The sequence below is a fragment of the Brakhagea baltica genome, from assembly GCF_052161605.1.
Classification (GTDB): Bacteria; Planctomycetota; Planctomycetia; order Pirellulales; family Pirellulaceae; genus JBKCUI01.
The window spans coordinates 3,540,585-3,560,033 of sequence record NZ_CP197409.1 but is presented as its reverse complement, the minus strand read 5'-3'; the positions used below and the strand labels follow the sequence as shown (position 1 = coordinate 3,560,033).

The window sequence follows — 19,449 nt, the reverse complement described above, 5'->3', positions numbered from 1 at the left end:
AGTTTAACTTCGGGAGGTTTTTTGTACCGTGCTTCACCCTGCTCCAATTACTGCTTCTGCGCGAGCTGTCGATCTATTTCGAGTGCATGGCGGGATCATGCGAATGTCCGATGTCCTGCGAGGCGGTATCACTAGAAACACTCTCTACTCGATGCGAGATTCTGGGCTCGTAGTACAAATGGCCCGAGGTCTCTATCGGTTAGCTGAAATGGCTCCGCCAAGCCAATCGGACTTGGTGACAGTGGCGGCCAAAATTCCGCATGCGGTGATCTATCTTGTTTCTGCGCTTTCCTACCATGAACTGACTACCCAGATTCCACATGAAGTTTGGATCGCGATTCCGCGAAACAGCGAACCGCCAAGACTGGATTTTCCGCCCATTCGCGTCTCGCGTCTGACCGATGTGGCATTTAGAACGGGAATTGAGAAACACGCGGTCGATGGCAAAACGGTATCCGTGTACTCTCGTGAGAAGACTCTCGCAGATTGCTTTAGCCGGCGCAATGAAGTAGGGCTCGATGTCGCGATCGAAGCTCTCAAGCTCTACATGGCGCAAGGTAATGTGAAAGTCGATCTGATCATGGAGTATGCGACAAAGCTAAGAGTTGCCAAAACGATGCGTCCCTATCTGGAGGCGCTTCTATGACTCGCGACATACCGGCTTCGGTACGTGGGCAACTAGAGAATCTCGCGAAACGGTCTGGTCGCCCCCTTCAAGAGTTGATGCAGTATTTCGTCATGGAGCGATTTCTATTTCGGCTTTCGCAGTCCGAATACGCAGATCGGTTTGTTCTGAAGGGCGCGTTGATGTTTACGGTCTGGGGAACGCCTCAGTCGAGAGCGACTCGCGACATCGATCTGCTGGCTCGCGCCGAGAATTCCGTGGATGCGATGTCGGACATGATCAAAGAAGTATGCCGACAAACCGTCGAATCCGATGGCGTTGAGTTTCTCAGCGACTCGGTTCACGGGGCGATCATCAAAGAGAATGCCGAGTACTCAGGAGTCCGAGTAACTTTTGTGGCCATGATTCAGAATGCGCGTTTGCCCATGCAAATCGATATCGGTTTTGGCGATGTAATCTACCCGACCGCGACCATGATTGATTATCCGACCATGCTCGATTTTCAAACGCCACGCATGAAAGGCTATCCCAAAGAGACGGTAATCGCTGAAAAGTTTGAGGCCATGATCAAGCTAGGGCAACTCAATAGTCGCATGAAGGACTTCTACGACATCCATATACTATTACGTCAATTTGAGTTTGATGGCGAGATTCTCCGCCTTGCAATTGAAAGGACATTTGCGAATCGAGGCACGATAATCAATTCCGAACCGTTCGTTTTCTCGCCTCAGTTCCTTGAAGACTCGATTAAGCAAACTCAGTGGACTGCGTTTGTTCGCAAGTCAAAGCTGACCGGTGCACCCGATTCATTTTCAGATATGGTACGTGAGATTCAGGATTTTCTGTTGCCGTTAGTCCATGCTGTTTCTTGTAAGCAAAACTTCACGTCAAGATGGGCTTCGGGAGGCCCATGGTCCTCCCATCATTTTTAATCACTCGGTCACCTGCTACCACGCAAGTTCTAAACCTGCTTTATGGCTATAATGTTTGCCTTTGTTCGATTTCTTCGAGAATTGATCCAATTGGTAAGCACTTGTGGAAGAGCGAGACTCCAACGAAAACAGCGATGCGTCTGAGACAGAATGCTCGGTTCATAAGCTCGCGGCGGCGATTTACGCGCGTCAGTCACGCGTGCGAGGTATTGTTTATAGTTCTTGCGAAAGCCAGATCGACATGTGTCGGGAACTCGCTGCCAGCAGAAACTGGAATATTACTCAGGTTTATTCCGATGAGGGGTACTCCAGCGAAACCCTCGATCGCCCGCAGTTGTCTCAATTGATAGCTGCCATAGAAATGGGAGAAGTCCGACGATTGGTTGTCTACAGCCTTGATAGACTTACCAGAAGGATGGCTCACTTCCAACACCTGCTGAATCTTTTCGAAAGGCATAGTGTGTCGCTAGCCGTAGTGAATGATTCAAGCTTCAACGACAGCGCTACGGGGCGGTTGATGGCCAACATCATAGCGGCTGCCAATGAGTTTCAGCTTGACCTGACGAAAGAGCGAATGGCGGACATGCGGGCTGCTTACAAACGTGATGGGAAACGCGTCGCGGGTCGCGTTCCGTTTGGTTATCGAACAGATCCTGCGACCAAACAGTTAGTTGTAGACGAAGAGCAAGCTCGCAGGGTACACGATTTCTTCGCGTTGGCCGCAGGCGGAAGTCGCCCTAGCGACTTAGCCGGATTGGCTAACTTGCAATGCTGGCCAGATCAGAAAGGTGAGACAGGAAAATGGACGGCTCGGCGAATCCTGAAGCTTCTCAACAATCGAGTCTACATCGGTGAGATTCGCAATGGCAGTTCTACTTTGCCGGGAGCACATCAAGCGATCATAAGCGTCCCGGTGTTCAATGAAGTCCAAAACATGTTGGCTAGTAGAAGGAGAATCGCAACCAAACCGCGCAAGAAGACTGATCCAAGTTCCCGTGTTTCCTCATACCTTTCTGGCAAGCTCATCTGTGGTCAGTGCAATCGACCGATGAGTACCAGTATCTCGCACCACGGTCCGATTCGTTACATCTACTATCGTTGTCGTTCCGATAGCGGTGGTAAGCCGCGCTGTCCGGGAGTCAATGTGGGGGCGTATTGGCTAGAACAGTTTATCGCTAGTGCTATCGTAAATAGGGATGACCCGAAATCCGAAATTCCGATTGCGATGCGCGAAAAATGGTGCCAATTGAATGAGCGTCAACGCCAAAAGCGATTACCGCAGACCATTCTGAGGGTTGTATACACTCACAGCACCGGCCAAGTGACGATCGAGATCAAACCAGAAGCTGTTGCCGAGTTTAAGCCAAATGAGACTCAAACGGATGACGGAAATCCCGGTCTCGAAACAACGAACTAGCGAATCTCCGTAGCAGATAACCTGACGGACCACTTCCGATGCATGCAACCTACCGAACCGGACCAAACCAAATCTCCAGATCATCCGCGAACCAGTGATCGACTTGGGACAGCAATTGCATTTTCCGATGGCAAAAGTGGTTTTTTAGGAGCCAATTTAGGGAGTCTCTCGGAGCGGAAAAATCACATAAGCTGAAGGTCAGAGAGACTTGAGAGCGTGAGATTGGGGGGGATCGGGCTCTCTCCGAGGTGGCCGGGGCTGTCGGATAGAGAGTCTCTACTTGGAGCTCCAGAGATCTGCCTGAGGTAAGGGCAAAGTGCGATTGCCCTTGTAAATACCTGGCGGAAAAACAAAAAAAGCCGGCGAAAGTGCATTACACCATCGCCGGCTTAAGTACTTAACCCGGTGGTCAAACAAAGTTTGACGGGGTTGGTAGAGTTGAGTGGAACCGACACCTCGCGAAACTCGCCTTTTGTCACTCGGCTGGGTTATGGCTCTTTGGCGGTTCTGGCGAATAACCTGGCCCGAGGGCGTCGGAGAGTCGTCAGAGAGCCTCGGGGTTATTCGATTATCTGAAGGTACCGTTCTGCATCTACTTTCCCCGTCGCTTCATGCTGGCTGTTTCGACATCAAACACATAGTTACTGATCGAGCCATCCTTGATCCGCTCGACAACTTCTTCGATCACCGGCAGTGGAACGAGGAACCATTCCCTTGGCTGCACTTTGCCGCCGAATCGATCGGCCAACGCTAGGTCAATACGAGCGCGTGCGAGGAACTTGTGGAGCAGCGATTCGAACGCTTTGCAGTTGATGTTCGCTAACCGATAAACCGCTACCAACTCTACCGCGGCGAAGAGATACGTCGTTTCCTTTCTGGCGTTGGACACTCGCTTCTCGGGATCGCCGGTGGTGAGTCCGATCTTATGGAGCAGTTCGCAGTTCTCTTGCACAAACGGATTATCGGAGAGACTTCGTGCCACGTAGATCGCACCAGACTCGCAGTCGCCATCTTCCATGACATTGGAGAAGAGTGGGCCTAGGTCGCTAAAGTCTTCTTCGGTCTCGGGTTGTTGCGGTACGATTCGCCGGCTGTTTTCGTCTTTGTTCAACGCTCGTCGCAATGAACGAAGTAATAAGTCTGACTCGGTACCATTGTCGAAGATGACTCGCAGGCGTCGATCTCGTTCGCCGTGCTCAGGAGTGAACCATTCGCCTGTTTCTGCAACCAGCGCCTTCTGGCCATCGACGATAAACCAGTCGCCCTTGCGTATTTGAGATCGACTGCTGGTCTTGAACAACTCGGTCGATTGACGGCCGGTTTCAAGATCTGCCTGAACGGCTTCGAAGTCCAGCCGAAAAGCGTCAAAGTCTTCGCACGGCTTGCGCTGGGCAACCTCTTCTGGAACATTTCGCTCGGCATTCCGCTCGGCAGCCGAACGAACGTGTTTCATCGTCGTGATATCATTGTCTTCGGGGCTAACGCCAAGTGCTTCCAAGAGTTCGTCGTCGCTGTCCAGCTCGTACTCTTCGGATGGCTCACTGACGCGATCTGTCAGTAATCCGTCAGCATCCATGGGCCTCAGAAGGTCCAAGCACTCGGCATTGCCGCGAATTCGGTCTAGCCGAACTGCGTATAAGCGTTCGAATATATCTCGGCCTTCACCGTGCTGAGGAAGCCGTTCGTGCTCTCGAAAGAACCGCTGAATGTCTTCGAACCCTGCGATGATCCGCTCTTGCTTGGCTGTGTAGGTCTGATCCTGCTTGATTTCGGTCTCAACACCAAGCTCAGCCAAAAGCGCATCATCGTCATCCGTAAATGCTGCTTCCTTCGTCTTCTTTTTAGCCACTTGCCTTCTCCTGTTTCATTCGCGCCAGGAATGCGATGCCCTCTGCCATGCGTCGCTCCCACGCATCTTGGCTGGTGATCGAAGGCAGTCGACCGCGTTCGTTCTTGAACTTCAAGGCCCGCTTCGCCAGATCGCGAGCCTCTTCGGGTGTCAGCTGAACTCGCCGGCCAGCGATCGCTGACTGGACTTGGCGAAGTCGCTCTTCGTTCATCGTCTTGGCGAGAATGTTGTACGCCTCGCCGAAGGGATTGATCGAATCGATTAAATCGACGTTTAAATCTCGCACATCGGTTACATAGCGGCGAATTCCATCGATCAGCGCCGTGTTCGATGTCGCGCCGCTTCCGCTCGCTTTCTTGCCACCCATCTGAATCAGATTGAGAGCAGCAACCGCTCGCTGTCGGATCGCCTCTTGATCTTGCTCTGACAAGTCTGGGTATTTGTCGCGAATGATCTTCCCCATTCGCTGCTGCGTTGTTTCCTGTGGTGGAAGTTCATCGTTGAACAAGCCATCCTGGACCGTGCGAGTGTCCTGAACAAAGGAAGCCAAAACCTCGTTGAGGTCCTCGCGACAGATTCTAGTGGCTTCGTCACTCTCGGGTTCAACAAGCCCATTGATCTCGATCTGAACACCGCCAGTTGCCGGGTCCACGCCAACATTGCAGCCGCCAGCATCGTACCCGTCAGCTCCGTAGTCCAATCCAGGTTGAGGACCGCTGGGGGTGTTGGGGCCGTTCGGACCGTTTGCTGGCGTCTTTGGACGGAACTCAAATCGGGGTGCAAGCACTTGTTCCATCAGCAAGCTGGCGGCGATCGCCTTGAGCGTATCGTTGACTGCTTCGGTAACAGCTTGTTCACCCGCGTCAGGTTCGGCAATCAAGTTGGTAAACCTGGCTCTCGTCTTGCCAACAGCATCACGTGTCGCTCGACCGATGATTTGCACGATTTCAGTCAAGCTACTGCGGTAACCGATGGTCAGAGCATGTTCGCACCAAATCCAATCGAAACCCTCTTTAGCCATCCCCAGAGCGATAATGATGTCGACATGATCTCGAGTTTCGCGGCCTACTGGATCGCGTAGTGCGGCCGCCACCTTCTCGCGTTTGATCGGTTCGTCATCGACCAAATCCGCGATTCGGAGAACTCGCCCCGTCGAAGTTTTCACAAGCTGGAACCCGGTGGCATCATCAGTCCCGAGCCATTCACCTAAGGTCTCCAGGATGTGCTCAACTTCCTTGTGCTTGTCTTGCGTACTTTCGCGGCTGTTGACGTTCGGGATATGGATGATCGTCTTCTCATTCTCGTCGAGAACCTTTGGCAAGTCGTCCAGGTAACTACCAGAGTAGAAGTAGTACCCGATATCCAATTGCTTAAGGTGCTTGTATCCGCTGAGCTGTTCGTAGTAGGTGTACGTCACTGTTACGAAGCGGCGTTCATCTTCAGGCATCAGCACGGCTGCAGCGTCGCCACGAAAGTAGCTGCCCGTCATGGCGATCAAGTGGGTCTTGTCGCGTTCGATCAATTGTCGCACGAACTCACCGAGCCGATTGTCGTCACTCACCGATACGTGATGGAACTCGTCGACGGCAATCAGGCGATCATCAAAGGCTTCAACACCAAACCGCTCGAAAGCAAATCGGAAGGTGGCATGAGTACACACCAACAAGCGATCCTCAGAAGCCAGAAAACGCCCCAGAGCTTCAACCTTCCCACCGTCGGTACCAGGCGCGTTGCAAAGGTTCCATTGTGGAGCGACAGTCCAGTCGGTGAAGAAACCATCCTTGGCGAGCTGAGTGTTGCCAAAGCTCGCACCAATCGACTTTTCAGGTACGACCACGATCACCTGCTTCAGGTTTTGGCGGTGCAACTTGTCGAGAGCCACGAACATGAGCGCTCGACTCTTGCCTGACGCTGGCGGCGACTTCAGCAGCAAATACTGCTCGCCACGAAACTGCCACACTCGCTGCTGCATGGCACGCATGCCCATCGCGTTCGATATGATCGACTTGCCATTTCCGGCGTAGCTCACACTTACGCCAGGCATTGTTTTGGGTTTGGGCTGGTTCATCAGGAACTCTCTCGATCGTTCTTTTTATTTCGTTTCAGCTCTTGTTCGATATTTTCAATCTCGCGGAGATCTTCAGCGTCGGCTGCCGCGGCCTCGGTGATTCGACGCTGAGCATCGAATGCTTCGTAGCGTTCGTATGCAATCCGAGTCATATCCTCGCGGCTGACTTTCCCAGGGCCATCAAGCACAGGCTTGTCATTAAAGCGAAGTAAGTCGTCCACGTTTTTGCGCCAAAACTCAAGCGTCAAGTCCTTGCGCTGCTTGACCCGTAGTTCGGCCTGCTCGAGGAAGATGACGACCAAGCGATTCAGCGTGTCGATCTCGTCTTCAGTCAAATAGTTCTTCGCAATGATCACATCATGCTTGCGAACTCGGCTGCCACTCCAATTCGTCAGCGACATGTTCGCCTCATTTGGATTGGCGCGGCTGACGATGATTTCAGCCGCTGTCTGTCCGGTCGCTGCGAAGTGCAGTTTGTTCTGCGCTTCGGCGAAGAAAAGCTGTGTGGAGGAATCGTCGGCGGAGTAGTCGCTACTGAGCGCAAACAGCTCCCGGACCTTTTGGTAGAAACGCTTCTCGGAGGCTCGAATCTCGCGAATGCGTGCCAGCAGCTCGTCAAAGTAATCCCAGCCCTTCGGGTCCTTCAGTCGCTGGTCATCCATCACGAATCCCTTGACCAGGAATTCCCGCAGGTGCGTCGTGGCCCACTGGCGAAACTGAGTACCACGCGGGGAGCGAACGCGATAGCCAATCGCCAGGATCAGGTCCAAATTGTAGAGTTTTGTCGAGTATTTCTTGCCGTCTGCGGCAGTTGTCAAGGATTCCTTGACAACTGAAACCTCCCGCAACTCCCCCTCTTCCAGGATGTTCTTGGCGTGCAAAGATACATTTTGCTTGGTGGTTTGAAAAAGATCGGCGATCTCTAGTTGGGTCAACCAGATGGTGCCTTGCTCGACTCGCAGATGCATCTGCGTCGCACCATCCTCCGAGGTGAACAGAATCAGCTCGCTCATTTCTTGCCTTTCTCCTTTCCGGTCATTTCCGTGTAGAGCTGGAAGAGCGTTTCAAGCCGTTCGGTGTCATTTTTGAATCGGCGGCCGATGTAGATGCGCTCGAGCGTTTCATCATTTTGATCGTGAGCGGATCGAAGATCGTCCGGCATCGCATCCGGGGCGTAAAGGTCGGCGATCGTTAGTGGCCAATGGGTCTCACGAACTAGGAGAATATCTTCAGCTGAGCGATTGAGGGCTGACTTGTCCTCGTCGGTTAATTCAGGTACCGGAAAAGTGTTCCAGCCTAACTTATTTCCATACGAGAAGTCAGTTCGCAGTCGGGAACATACCGTTGCGATCCAAACAAGGTGCATCGAAGATGCAACTAAAGCGAAATTCCAAAGGGGTTCATCGTACATCGCGTAACATTTGTCGCCGATGACCGGACCGGATTCGAGATAATCAACCGGCAAATAACGTCTGTTGTGCGAAGAGACGCGAGGTATAACGATCGTTCGCTCGCCTTTGGCGGCCGGCATCTGCACAAACCGATGCGGGGTTTTGGCATGCTGCCGAGTCGATGCTGCCGTACTGCTCGACCGAAAGCGGGCCACGCGATCTAGTATGACCATGATCGCTGGATTCTGCTTTGCTTCGTTCAGTTCACTATCGTCAATCCAAAGACAGGCCCGCGGATGAGAGTGAATAAGTTCGTGTGATCCAAAAAACTTTCGCAAGTAACGCCGGCTTACATGGTGTTCCTTTGAAAGTGTTTCAGCTGCGTCTCGGCTCATTATCAGATTGCCACCATCCTTCGGCATATTTCCGAGGTGCATCCGTCCTATAGAAGCAATCGGACGTGGTGATTTTTCAACTATTACATCTGCATTTGGGACCAGATAAGGCCCAATGGAAGAGACGGATCTCATGCCGTCATCCGCAAATAGAATGCGATCAAAACTTCCGTTCAACGCAAGACCTATGATAACTACGGTAACGCCAGCCTTGTCACTTGCTAGATTAGACCATTGAAACGACGTGTGGGCATATGAGATAACTATGCCTTGCTTGAATACTAATGGCCAAAGAAGTGCGACTTGCTCGCCCTGGCAAACAGAGTTTGTCGCTACAAGCCCGGCACTAGCTTTTGTCACTCGGCAATACTGACTTGCTTTAAAGATCCAGTTGGCAACATAATCTAGAGCTGCGTAAGTGCCAGCGCACCCTGAGAAGACGTCTTTTGTCTCCTCTTTCTCGTTATCTCCTTTCTTATTCCTGCCCTTATATGGTGGATTGCCACATATGTAAATTTCTCCCCCTTCGTTTTGAAAATCGATTTCGATTTGGTCGAGCGGCGTCTGAAACAAGTCATCCTCAACTAGCTTGACGCCGCCTGTTCCTGTCGGCGGACAAACCTTCAACCAATCCAAACGGAGTGCATTACCGTGGGTGATCCAGTTCTCTTTGTTGAGCGGTAGGAATTCTGCAAGCGCTAGGCGTTGACCTCGATACAGTTCGTCGCATTGGTACTCGGCGATGATCAGTGCCAAGCGAGCAATTTCAACTGCGAAGTGTCGCAGCTCGATTCCGCGAAAGTTGGTGAGCGGAATCTCCGAGGGACGATCCGGCTCGCCACGCAGAATATTGATCTCGGCTTCAATCTTGCGCATCTCTTTGTACGCGATGACCAAGAAGTTGCCGCTACCGCAAGCCGGATCGAAGACGCGAATGCGAGCCAATCGCTTGCGAAGATTGAGCAGCTTACGCGGATTCGTGCCTGCCTCCCTTAACTGCGCATGCAAGTCATCAAGGAACAGCGGATTCAGCACCTTTAAAATGTTCGGCACACTCGTGTAGTGCATGCCCAATGCGCCACGCTCCTCGTCGTCAGCAACAGCCTGGATCATCGAACCGAAGATGTCGGGATTGATCTGTGTCCAATCGAGCGAGCCAATGTGCAACAGGTAAGACCGTGCGATCTGCGTGAACTTTGGAACCGTGCCTCGCCCCTCACCCCCAGCCCCTCTCCCCGAAGCGGGACGAGGGGAGCCAGATTCTTTGTTTGCATTTCCAAACAATCCTCCGTTGACATACGGGAACTGGCCCGCCCATGGACGTAGCTTGGCCGCGTCGCGTGCCTTCATTGGCACATCCATAGCGCGGAAGATCTCGGAAAGAACAAAGTCCGTGTTCTCGCCGCTCGGATCGCTCATCTGACGAACAGTCTCGGTGAAGAGCGCGTTACCGTTGAAGATCCCCGTATCTTCCGCGAAGAAGCAGAAGATCAATCTCGCGAAGAAATGGTTGAGCTCTTCCCGCCGCTCGTCCCCGTCCCAGTCCGGATTGCTGCGCAGCAATTCGACGTACAAGCGATTCAGTCGCCCAGTCGCCTTGATATCGAAGGCATTCTCACGGATCTGCCGAACGGTCGAGATCCCAGCAAGCTCCAGGAAGTAACCAAAGTGGTCAGCCAGTTCCTTGAACTCGCACACCAACGGCGGCTCTTCCGAATTTAGGCACTCCGCGTGAACCGTGTTGCCATCCGTTGCCAGCGCGAACTTCGCTTTGTGTTTGCTTGATGCAGGACTATCCACGAGGCGTTTCAGAAGGCCTGCAACTGCGTCTGAATTGCCCCTCACCCCCGACCCCTCTCCCCTTCGTTCCTCAGGGGCGAGGGGAGACGAAGATGGATCTAGCGTGGCAATGTGAATGTTGTTCCGCTGAAGTACGGCTTGAATTCCTTCGCCCGCCACATCCGTCTTGTTCGTCGAATTCTTGCCGACGCTGCGCAGCCGCTGAAGAGTCGCAGTCTTGTTGCCGAACGCCTCCAAGAATGCGTACGCGAACTCAGCCGCGTTAAACGACTCTTCGACCAGCTTACTGACTGCTTCTTCGATCTCGACCGCGTTCAACCGTTCGCTCCATCAATTGGGTGACTGTGAGAAATGTCCTCCTGGCATGGCCACATGTTGCCTGCAAGCTGCTACAATCCTACAATGCTAGCCTCACTGGAACAAGCAGGGATTGAAGATGGACAAGTTCGGCGACCGAATTCGTGAACTCCGCAAAGCAAAAGGCTATTCCCTCCGCCAACTGGCTCCGTTAGTCGGCGTCGGCTTTTCGTATCTGAGCAAAGTCGAACGCGGTCGCCTAGATTTCGACGGCACCGCTTCAGAATCACTGGTCCATCGCTTGGCTACGGTTCTGGAATCAGATGAAGACGAGCTTTTGCTACTGGCCGGTCGAATACCGGAATCACTAGCAGAACGAATACGAGAGCAACCTGAGGTGTTTCGTTTGCTCGCGCAATGCGACGCGAAGAAATTTTGCGAGCTCACACAAATGGCATTGCATGGTGGCTTGAAAACTCGGCCGACCAAACACAGCCATACCGCAATGCCAGAGGATGAAACTTGATGATGACCACGAAGTTAAATCCTTTAAAAATACGAGGTTCGTCGCGAAATGGTACCTGAGTTTGTGGATGCAACAGACGCGATACAGGCATCGCCTACTAAGACGACGCTGGATGCACATGCGGAATTGACCAGCGAGCTTGCGAAGTTCGAGGCCCGTTCGGTCTGTTTCTTCACGAAGAGGTACGAACCGAGAGTTAACACTCTTTATTGCTATCAGCGGTCGATGGGGCGTGCAACACCAATTCCGATTATGAACGGAAAGGGAACGAACGCCCGCAGCGGACTGAATCCGCATAATCGCTGAATTCGGTCTTTACGCTAAAGCCGCGCTACCCCGATGTCCGATCGCAAGATTGATAGGTCAGCCGATTTGGCCTTACCATCGCTTCTTGGCCAGGAACTTTCAATGTTTTGCATCCTACTAGCACGATTGGCACAATGCGTCGTGGTTGTGGCTGCACTTCTGACCACCCTGCTCCCTCCTTCGTCGTTGGTTTGCACGCATTGCTTGCTGCATGACGCCTTTGAATTTGTTGAAATTGACTCGCATTCGGGGCATTCTCATGATGACGGCTCGTGCGATTCCCCGTGCTCTGAGTCTCATTGCCAGCACTCGGATGGCGACCAACATTCACACAAGGACTGCCCATGCTGCGTTTGGGGGCTAGACATTAATGTTCTGCTCACCAGCGTGTCGCGACACATAGTTGACACCGCATCCGTCAACACAAAGTGGCTCGGAATTGAGTATCGGCAGCGTTCGCTTTGCGATGTTCAATGTCCAAAGGTCATGACTTCGAGCTGGTCGTCCTCTCTGCCAAACGTGCTGCGCATTTGATCCGAAGCGGGCGCTAACTTTTGCCCATTCTTTTTATCTCGGATCAATGTTGGCGTTCAACATTGTTTGTCACCAACGCCAGCGACCACTCACTAAATCAAATCCGCCTCGGGAGGGATTTCCATGAAATTCAATATACAACAATGGATTGTGTGCTCAGGAATTTGTATGTCCGTTGGCTGTAGCGGACTGGAGCAGCACATTCGATCAAGTGAGAATACTTCGATTTCTTCTCCATCGAGTCTTCAGCACAGTTCGGTCGATACGCCAAGTGGTGCAATCACTAGCGCCACAACTGATGCCAATTCGCAATCCAATCACGACCAGGCACTTCGAGACCAAACGGTGTCACAAGCGGCCTATGCACACCAAGATTACCAGCCCTCTGGCGTTGTCGAACCTGCATCCGTAGACGTGATCGTGGTTGACCCTGTCAACTCAACTGAAGCCATTGCCGATGGTGCAACGCTTGAGGAACTCCTTTCGCTTGCGTTCGCAAACAACCCTGCCATCAAAGAACTCGCCGCAACCACTCAGATCGCCGCCGGGTATCGCACGCAAGTGGGACTCTACGCGAATCCGCTTGTCGGCTATCAAGGGCAACAATTGGCCGATGCTGGCACAGACCAGCACCTGTTGTTTGTCGAGCAGCAGATCATCACGGGAGACAAGTTACAACTTAATCGCGCTGTCCTCAACGAAGCCGTTCGAGCACAACTCCAAGAGCTTGAAACACAAAAGCTGCGAGTCGCTACGGATATCAAAACCGGATTTTTTGACTGCCTCCGAATTCAACAACAACTTGCTTCTATCGATCAATTTTCAATTCTGCTTCGGCAAGGTGTGACAGCTGCTGAAAAGCGAATGAAGGCCGGAGAAGGATCGAGAATCGATTTACTGCAAACGCAAGTACAGCTTAAGCAGCTCGAGCTCGATCGCAGACAGCTTGCGGTGACTCTTGATGCACGATTGCGAGAGATCGCAGCGATTGCAGGTGTACCTAGCATGCAACTTCAAAGCGTTACCGGAGAGCTACCAGATCTACCTGTGTCGCAAGATTGGAAATTTATCGAGGAAGGCTTGGTCACAATGAGCCCTGAGTATGCCGCCGCTCAAGCACGCATCCGCCAAGCGAGTGCCGCTGTTCGAAGACACGAGTCTCAGACACTTCCTAATCTCGCAGTCCAGCTTGGGGCCGGAGTCGACAACAGTACCGATTCGGGAATGATGAACATCCAAGTAGGAGCTCCAATCCCGGTCTTTAACAAGAATCAGGGCAACATCGCAGCCGCTCGAGCCGAGTATTGCCGCGCCGTTCAGGAAGCACAGCGCATCGACCATGCCATTCGAGCTCGTTTGGCGGTCGCTTCGGGTGAGTACGGTCGCGCCGAGGAAGCGGTGAAAATGTACACCTCGGAATTGCTGCCCGCCGCACAGGAGACACTGAATCTCGCAGAGGAGGCGTACCAAGCCGGCGAACAAGATTTCATCCAACTTCTGGTCACTCGTCGCACCTACTTCGATACGAACCTCGCATTTATCGCTGCACGCGCACAGTTGGCAACCGCTCAGGCTCAGATCGATGGTTACATGTTGAGTGGGGCGCTGAACTCCGTGATCAACAACAGCGGGGATGACTCCCTTCGAGCGTTGAGCCTAGACCAGCAATAGTCGTTAAATACCGATCGAATGACTGAAACTTCGGAGATCGAACTAGCTGCAAAGCGACTACCCCCGTACAATAAGACGATTCGCCAGAAATGAAAAACTCACACTTCGCCCTGAAATTCCAGGCTTTCATGCTTTCAGCCCTCCGTATTTTGACGCTCGTCACCTTCACTGCTCACGCAGTGCTGGGATGTTGTTTGTCACACGGGGACTGTATGCGTGAACAAACTGGAACGCTAGCAAACGCATGCTGCGATAGTGTGGCGCACGGCGATTGTGAAGGTGGGCACGAGCATCACGGCGGTCACGATGAGCTCGAGGGTGACAAAACCGCTCACGATGGCACTGATTCGTTTGCTTCATGTTCTGAGTCCCAACCGGTCAATCATGGACACCATCGTCATTGCGACGATTCAAATTGTGTCTTTGGAGTAAGCCAAGAGGCTGGCGGCTCACTGAACGCCGTAAGTGATGGTTTGGTACTGTGGTGCGGAAGTCTTGAGGGATTCAAGTCTCTTAATCGTCAATGCCATACCAGCCGAGATCCCTACCGCGATCGATTTCCACGATCGTCATGCAATCGAGCGATTTTGCAAGTTTGGCTCATCTGATAGCCTCTGCGCGTCCCCACTCAGTCACTTGAGTAACGGGATTGCTTTCTTTCACGCTCATCCTTAGTTCGGCGCAGATCAACCATTCTGCATCCAACTTCATGGACTTGCGCGTCTCCATATTAGATTCGCAGCGGCCTTGGGTCCTCACGTAAGTCACCCTTTGGTCGTGCGCTCGTGTGCCCGGTTTGGCGCGCATGGATCACTGCGCGCTCACATTCAATCAATAACGGAGTTCGAGTCACTCGAGTATGTCATGAAGAAAGTATCATTTAGAGATGTCTTGGGTAGTCCATGGTCACGATGGACCTTCGGATTGCTGATGCTTGCTGCTGGCGCTTTCACATATCCGACCTGGTGGCCGATGCTGGATGGTTGGATTGGAAGCACGGTTGCTGCGAGGCGTGAAGCGTCTAGTAGCGCAAATAGCGAAGCCGCAGATGCCCATGGCGAGGATGACCACGCTCAGGAAGACGATGGACACGATCATGCTGGGCACGACGAGATGGCGTCGCTTGAGTTATCACCCCAATCGCTCAAAAATCTTGGGCTAACGGCCGACTTCCTTCAGCCCATCAAGCTGTCGAATTTTTATCGCACAGTAACCATTCCATCGATCATTGTTGCGAAGCCCGGTAGGACCAATATCCAGGTGTCTTCGCCAATGATTGGTATTGTTCAGCATGTTCACGCGGTCAGCGGGGAGGCTGTGGTCCAAGGGGACTTACTCTTTGAAGTTCGACTGACCTATGAGGATCTAGTCGATACGCAAACCCAATTGCTTAAGAATCTATCAGATCGGGAAATTGAGCAGCGGGAAGTCGCGAGGCTTGAAGAGGTAACTCGGTCTGGGGCCGTGGCCAGTAAGCTTCTGTTGGAGCGTCAATACGCGTTGCAGAAGCTGGAAAGTTCCATCGCATCTCAACGTGCTGCTCTTAAACTTCATGGACTCAGCGACGATCAAATTGACACGATCATTAGCGAACGACGCTTGCTTCGCGACTTAACGATTGTTGCCCCGGGAATTGAAACCCACTCGCATGACGAGAACGATTTGCGATTGAGCGACAGGCGTTTCAGGGCGGCTTCTTTCAGTGGGCCTGTTTCCTTCAATGGGATGGTGCAACAGAACGGCGTTCCTGTCGAACAACCCATTCCAATGACCATTGATCAATTAAGTGCAGCGAAGGGCCAAGGCGTACAAGCCGGCCAAATGCTCTGCACACTATCCGATTACTCGACTCTCTACATCGAAGGCAAAGCGTTCGAGCAAGATGCACCCGCGATTGCAGCGGTGGCCGCAAATGGTTGGCCCATCGAAGCAATTGTGCCCGCCGTGGCAGGCCAAGAAACAGTGCCGGAATTGAAGGTGGTTTTCGTTGCCAGCGCTGTTGACCCGCAATCACGAACGCTGTCGTTCTTTGTCAATCTCCCCAACTCCATCCTTCGCGATGAAAAGACCGCAGAAGGGCAACGTTTTGTTACGTGGAAGTATCGCGTTGGACAAAGGCTCGAATTGCGAGTGCCCGTCGAAGCCTGGGAGAACGAGATTGTTTTACCGGTCGATGCGGCGGTCAAGGATGGAGCCGACTGGTTTGTATTTCAGCAGAACGGCGATCACTTTGACCGCGTCGCCGTGCATGTGAAACACCGCGATCAACGCTACGTCGTCATTGAAAACGATGGGGCAATCTTTCCTGGCGATGTTGTCGCCCTGCGGTCTGCTCACCAAATGCAGATGGCTATCAAGAACAAATCCGGTGCTGGTGCAGACCCGCATGCAGGCCACAACCACTAAGCACGGAGCACCCGCACATGTTAAATGCCGTTATTCGGTTCGCGCTCCAGCAGCGCTTACTGGTCATCGCTGTATCAATATTCCTAGTAGCGTTTGGCGCATGGCAAACCATGCGCATGCCGATTGATGTATTTCCTGACCTCAATCGTCCTCGCGTTGTCATCATGACCGAAGCGCTGGGGATGGCTCCTGAGGAAGTTGAATCGCTGATTACTTTCCCAATTGAAACCACCATGAATGGTGCCAATGGGGTTGAAGCGGTCCGTAGCTCATCAGGTGTCGGCATCTCCGTCGTTTACGTCGAGTTCGCCTATGGCACGGACATTTACACTGACCGTCAAATCGTGGCTGAGCGAATGCAGATGGTTCAAGACCGTCTGCCCAAAGGGATTCAACCTCAACTGGCTCCCATCTCGTCCATCATGGGACAGATTCTCATGCTCGGCATGTGGAGCGATGACGGCAAGGTGAATCCAATGGAACTCCGCACAGCGGCTGACTGGGTCGTGCGGCAACGAATACTCACCATCCCAGGTGTCTCTCAAGTTTTCACGATGGGCGGCGAGCGAAAACAATTCCAAGTACTGGTCGATCCCGATGCGATGACACGCTTTGGTGTAACGTTGGAGCAAGTAGAACAAGCGGTCACCAAAAGCAATGTAAACGGAACGGGCGGCTACCTCGATCGACAAGGTCCAAGCGAGCTGCTGGTGCGATCATTGGGTCGGATCAGTTCTATTACGGATCTCGAGACGCTTCCGGTCACGATCCGCGACGGACGACCCGTCCTACTTTCACAAGTTGCTCAAGTTCACGAAGGGGCTCAGATCAAGCGCGGTGACAGCTCAGCATTTGTCCGACGCGATTCAATAGACGGAAAGCCCAATACGGATTTCTCCGGTGGTCCTGCCGTTGTACTTACCGTCAATAAGCAGCCGGGCGCGGATACTCGCCGCGTGACAGACGATGTGCTGCGAGCGATCGAAGAGATCCGGCCGTCATTGCCAGCGGGTGTCCGTATTGAACCGACATACTCACAAAAATCGTTCATCGAACGCGCTATCAAAAACGTCGAGGAAGCGCTACGCGACGGCGTGATTCTAGTCGTGATCATCTTATTTCTATTCTTGATGAATATCCGCACGACCTTCATCACACTCACAGCCATACCCCTGTCACTGTTCATGACGGCTATTGTCTTCGCTGTTTTTGGACTGTCGATCAACACCATGACGCTCGGCGGAATCGCCGTTGCCATGGGCGAACTCGTGGACGATGCGATTGTAGACGTCGAAAACATCTTTCGCCGATTGAAAGAGAATCGACTCGCTGGCAATAAAGTAAACCCACTGCTGGTCGTCTTTCGGGCTAGCGCTGAAGTACGTCGTTCGATTGTCTTCAGCACAATGATCGTGATCTTGGTGTTCTTGCCACTGTTCGCACTTTCGGGAATGGAAGGCAAACTGTTTGCCCCGCTCGGTGTCGCATACATCGTCTCAATTCTGTCGTCGTTGATCGTGTCGCTGACGGTCACACCGGTTCTGTCTTATTGGCTGCTGGGCTTTAGCAAAAGCAAAGAGCATGAATCCGATGGATTTGTGCTGCGTGGATTCAAGTGGCTGGGCGAGCGGATCATTCGCTTCAGCCTGGCGTTTCCCTACTTCAATTTGGGAGCGACTTTACTTCTGGTTGCCATCGCCGGGCTGTTCTTGTCGCGACTTGAGCGAGACTTTTTACCACCTTTCAACGAAGGCACGATTCAGCTCAACGTCGTTTTGCCTCCAGGAACTTCACTGGCGGCATCCAACGATATCTCGCGAACGGTCGAGAAGTCGTTAAAGGAGATCGATGACGTCCAACGCTTTGTTCGTCGAACGGGTCGTGCGGAGCTTGATGAGCATGCGGAAGGGGTCAATATGAGTGAATTCCTCATTGAGCTTGACCCTGCATCGCCGCGATCACGCGAAGAGCAGCTCAATGAAATTCGCACAGCCATGGAGAACATCCCGGGCATCGTCACGGCCGTTGAACAACCGATTGCACACTTAATCTCTCACATGCTGTCCGGTGTCAAAGCCCAAGTCGGCATCAAAATCTACGGTGATGACCTGGATCTGCTGCGACAGAAAGCAGAGGCAGTCAAAGCGGAGATGCAGACCGTCGCAGGTGTTACCGACTTGCTGATTGAACCGCAAGTCATCATTCCACAGCTTCGAATCGAGATGGACCGTGCTGCGTTGACCCAATACGGACTCAGTGCCGAAGAGGTCAATAACTACGTGCAAACTGCAATGAATGGTGCGGTCGTCTCCGAGGTCATTGATGGCATGCGTACCTTTGACTTGGTCGTGCGCATGAAAGATGAGTATCGCGAAGACATCGGTGGGCTCAAGCGACTTGCCATCCACTTGCCCGAAGGGGGCACGGTTCCACTGGGGAGCATTGCCAAGATCTATGAATCAGGCGGACCCAACGCTGTTAATCGAGAGAATGTTCGGCGACGCGTGGTGATCCAGTGCAATGTCCAAGACCGGGGTGTTGTTGATGTCGTGAAGGATATTCAAAAAGCGATTCAGCCTATCATCGCGTCGCTTCCACCTGGCTATTACCCGACCTACGAGGGGCAGTTCCAAAGCCAGCAATCAGCCAGCCGGATGATCGCGATACTTTTTACGATCGCATTGCTGGGAGTGTTCCTTGTGCTCTACACGCTGTTTCGCTCAATCAATTTGGCTCTGCAAGTCATGGCCGCACTTCCGATGGCTTTCATCGGCTCGGTCGCAGCGTTGGTAGGGACAGGTCAAACGGTCACGATTGCGGCCATGGTCGGGTTCATTTCCTTGGCAGGCATTGCCTCACGCAATGGCGTGTTGTTGCTTCAACACTATTTGCATCTCGTCGAATTCGAAGGTGAGAGCTTTACGAAGTCGATGATCGTGCGCGCCGGTCTTGAGCGTCTTGCTCCAGTACTTATGACAGCCCTGACGGCCGGCATTGCACTTGTGCCGCTGGTACTCGCGGCGGGTGAGGCAGGGAAAGAAATCCTCTACCCAGTGGCAACTGTCATTTTGGGAGGCGTAGTGAGTTCAACCATGCTGGACTTCTTTGTTCATCCAGCATTGTTTTGGTTGTTTGGAATGCGGTCGGCTGAGCGGGTCGTCCAAGGTTCAAAACAGCGGATTGAATTGAATGAAGAATCAGAAGCGGATACCAACCATGCCAGCTGAATGTT

General features: G+C 52.7%; 13 protein-coding genes. 9 read left to right on the top strand and 4 right to left on the bottom strand.

The features are described 5' to 3' along the window. Nucleotides 1–28 precede the first annotated feature (28 nt). The 3 genes from SH449x_RS13375 (at nucleotide 29) to SH449x_RS13365 (ending at nucleotide 2,974) form a co-directional block, all read left to right on the top strand. Nucleotides 29–646 carry a type IV toxin-antitoxin system AbiEi family antitoxin domain-containing protein gene (locus SH449x_RS13375; protein WP_482376585.1) on the top strand — a complete coding sequence of 206 codons (618 nt, stop codon included), beginning with the start codon at nucleotides 29–31 and terminating at the stop codon, nucleotides 644–646. Further along, nucleotides 643–1,557: a nucleotidyl transferase AbiEii/AbiGii toxin family protein gene (locus tag SH449x_RS13370; RefSeq protein ID WP_482376584.1), complete on the top strand. Its 915-nt coding sequence runs from the start codon at nucleotides 643–645 to the stop codon at nucleotides 1,555–1,557. Before SH449x_RS13375 ends, SH449x_RS13370 begins: the two co-directional genes overlap by 4 nt. A 103-nt stretch (nucleotides 1,558–1,660) precedes the next feature. Then, a complete protein-coding gene (locus SH449x_RS13365; protein ID WP_482376583.1) occupies nucleotides 1,661–2,974 on the top strand; it encodes a recombinase family protein in 1,314 nt (437 codons plus the stop codon). Between the two features lie 592 nt (nucleotides 2,975–3,566). Here SH449x_RS13365 and SH449x_RS13360 read toward each other — a convergent pair. Genes SH449x_RS13360 through SH449x_RS13345 form a run of 4 tightly spaced genes read right to left on the bottom strand, consistent with a single transcriptional unit; the run spans nucleotide 3,567 to nucleotide 10,795 of the window. After that, nucleotides 3,567–4,823: a GIY-YIG nuclease family protein gene (locus SH449x_RS13360; protein ID WP_482376582.1), complete on the bottom strand. Its 1,257-nt coding sequence runs from the start codon at nucleotides 4,821–4,823 to the stop codon at nucleotides 3,567–3,569. Beyond that, nucleotides 4,816–6,891: a pseudomurein-binding repeat-containing protein gene (locus SH449x_RS13355; protein ID WP_482376581.1), complete on the bottom strand. Its 2,076-nt coding sequence runs from the start codon at nucleotides 6,889–6,891 to the stop codon at nucleotides 4,816–4,818. The genes SH449x_RS13360 and SH449x_RS13355 overlap by 8 nt, the downstream gene beginning before the upstream one ends. Continuing rightward, complete coding sequence (locus SH449x_RS13350; RefSeq protein ID WP_482376580.1) at nucleotides 6,891–7,904, bottom strand: virulence RhuM family protein; 1,014 nt, start codon at nucleotides 7,902–7,904, stop codon at nucleotides 6,891–6,893. Before SH449x_RS13350 ends, SH449x_RS13355 begins: the two co-directional genes overlap by 1 nt. Beyond that, nucleotides 7,901–10,795, bottom strand: coding sequence for a class I SAM-dependent DNA methyltransferase (locus SH449x_RS13345; RefSeq protein ID WP_482376579.1), 2,895 nt, complete (start codon nucleotides 10,793–10,795; stop codon nucleotides 7,901–7,903). The genes SH449x_RS13350 and SH449x_RS13345 overlap by 4 nt, the downstream gene beginning before the upstream one ends. 118 nt (nucleotides 10,796–10,913) lie before the next feature. Here SH449x_RS13345 and SH449x_RS13340 point away from each other — a divergent pair, with 118 nt between their 5' ends. From SH449x_RS13340 to SH449x_RS13315, 6 genes are all read left to right on the top strand, one after another. Then, nucleotides 10,914–11,300 carry a helix-turn-helix domain-containing protein gene (locus SH449x_RS13340; RefSeq protein WP_482376578.1) on the top strand — a complete coding sequence of 129 codons (387 nt, stop codon included), beginning with the start codon at nucleotides 10,914–10,916 and terminating at the stop codon, nucleotides 11,298–11,300. Nucleotides 11,301–11,348: 48 nt separating this feature from the next. Next, nucleotides 11,349–11,606: a hypothetical protein gene (locus tag SH449x_RS13335; protein ID WP_482376577.1), complete on the top strand. Its 258-nt coding sequence runs from the start codon at nucleotides 11,349–11,351 to the stop codon at nucleotides 11,604–11,606. 657 nt (nucleotides 11,607–12,263) lie between these two features. Beyond that, nucleotides 12,264–13,811 carry a TolC family protein gene (locus tag SH449x_RS13330; protein ID WP_482376576.1) on the top strand — a complete coding sequence of 516 codons (1,548 nt, stop codon included), beginning with the start codon at nucleotides 12,264–12,266 and terminating at the stop codon, nucleotides 13,809–13,811. 212 nt (nucleotides 13,812–14,023) lie between these two features. Continuing rightward, nucleotides 14,024–14,419: a hypothetical protein gene (locus SH449x_RS13325; RefSeq protein WP_482376575.1), complete on the top strand. Its 396-nt coding sequence runs from the start codon at nucleotides 14,024–14,026 to the stop codon at nucleotides 14,417–14,419. 256 nt (nucleotides 14,420–14,675) lie between these two features. Next, nucleotides 14,676–16,217 carry an efflux RND transporter periplasmic adaptor subunit gene (locus tag SH449x_RS13320; RefSeq protein ID WP_482376574.1) on the top strand — a complete coding sequence of 514 codons (1,542 nt, stop codon included), beginning with the start codon at nucleotides 14,676–14,678 and terminating at the stop codon, nucleotides 16,215–16,217. Between the two features lie 17 nt (nucleotides 16,218–16,234). Next, entirely contained in the window at nucleotides 16,235–19,444 is a 3,210-nt protein-coding gene (locus SH449x_RS13315; RefSeq protein ID WP_482376573.1) for an efflux RND transporter permease subunit, read from the top strand. Nucleotides 19,445–19,449 lie beyond the last annotated feature (5 nt).

Bases quoted from the DNA above. Each gene is read 5' to 3' on its own strand.
- SH449x_RS13370 (WP_482376584.1), top strand. From the start codon at position 643: ATGACTCGCGACATACCGGCTTCGGTACGTGGGCAACTAGAGAATCTC.
- SH449x_RS13355 (WP_482376581.1), bottom strand. From the start codon at position 6,891: ATGAACCAGCCCAAACCCAAAACAATGCCTGGCGTAAGTGTGAGCTAC.
- SH449x_RS13350 (WP_482376580.1), bottom strand. From the start codon at position 7,904: ATGAGCGAGCTGATTCTGTTCACCTCGGAGGATGGTGCGACGCAGATG.
- SH449x_RS13340 (WP_482376578.1), top strand. From the start codon at position 10,914: ATGGACAAGTTCGGCGACCGAATTCGTGAACTCCGCAAAGCAAAAGGC.
- SH449x_RS13335 (WP_482376577.1), top strand. From the start codon at position 11,349: ATGGTACCTGAGTTTGTGGATGCAACAGACGCGATACAGGCATCGCCT.
- SH449x_RS13330 (WP_482376576.1), top strand. From the start codon at position 12,264: ATGAAATTCAATATACAACAATGGATTGTGTGCTCAGGAATTTGTATG.
- SH449x_RS13325 (WP_482376575.1), top strand. From the start codon at position 14,024: ATGCGTGAACAAACTGGAACGCTAGCAAACGCATGCTGCGATAGTGTG.
- SH449x_RS13320 (WP_482376574.1), top strand. From the start codon at position 14,676: ATGAAGAAAGTATCATTTAGAGATGTCTTGGGTAGTCCATGGTCACGA.
- SH449x_RS13315 (WP_482376573.1), top strand. From the start codon at position 16,235: ATGTTAAATGCCGTTATTCGGTTCGCGCTCCAGCAGCGCTTACTGGTC.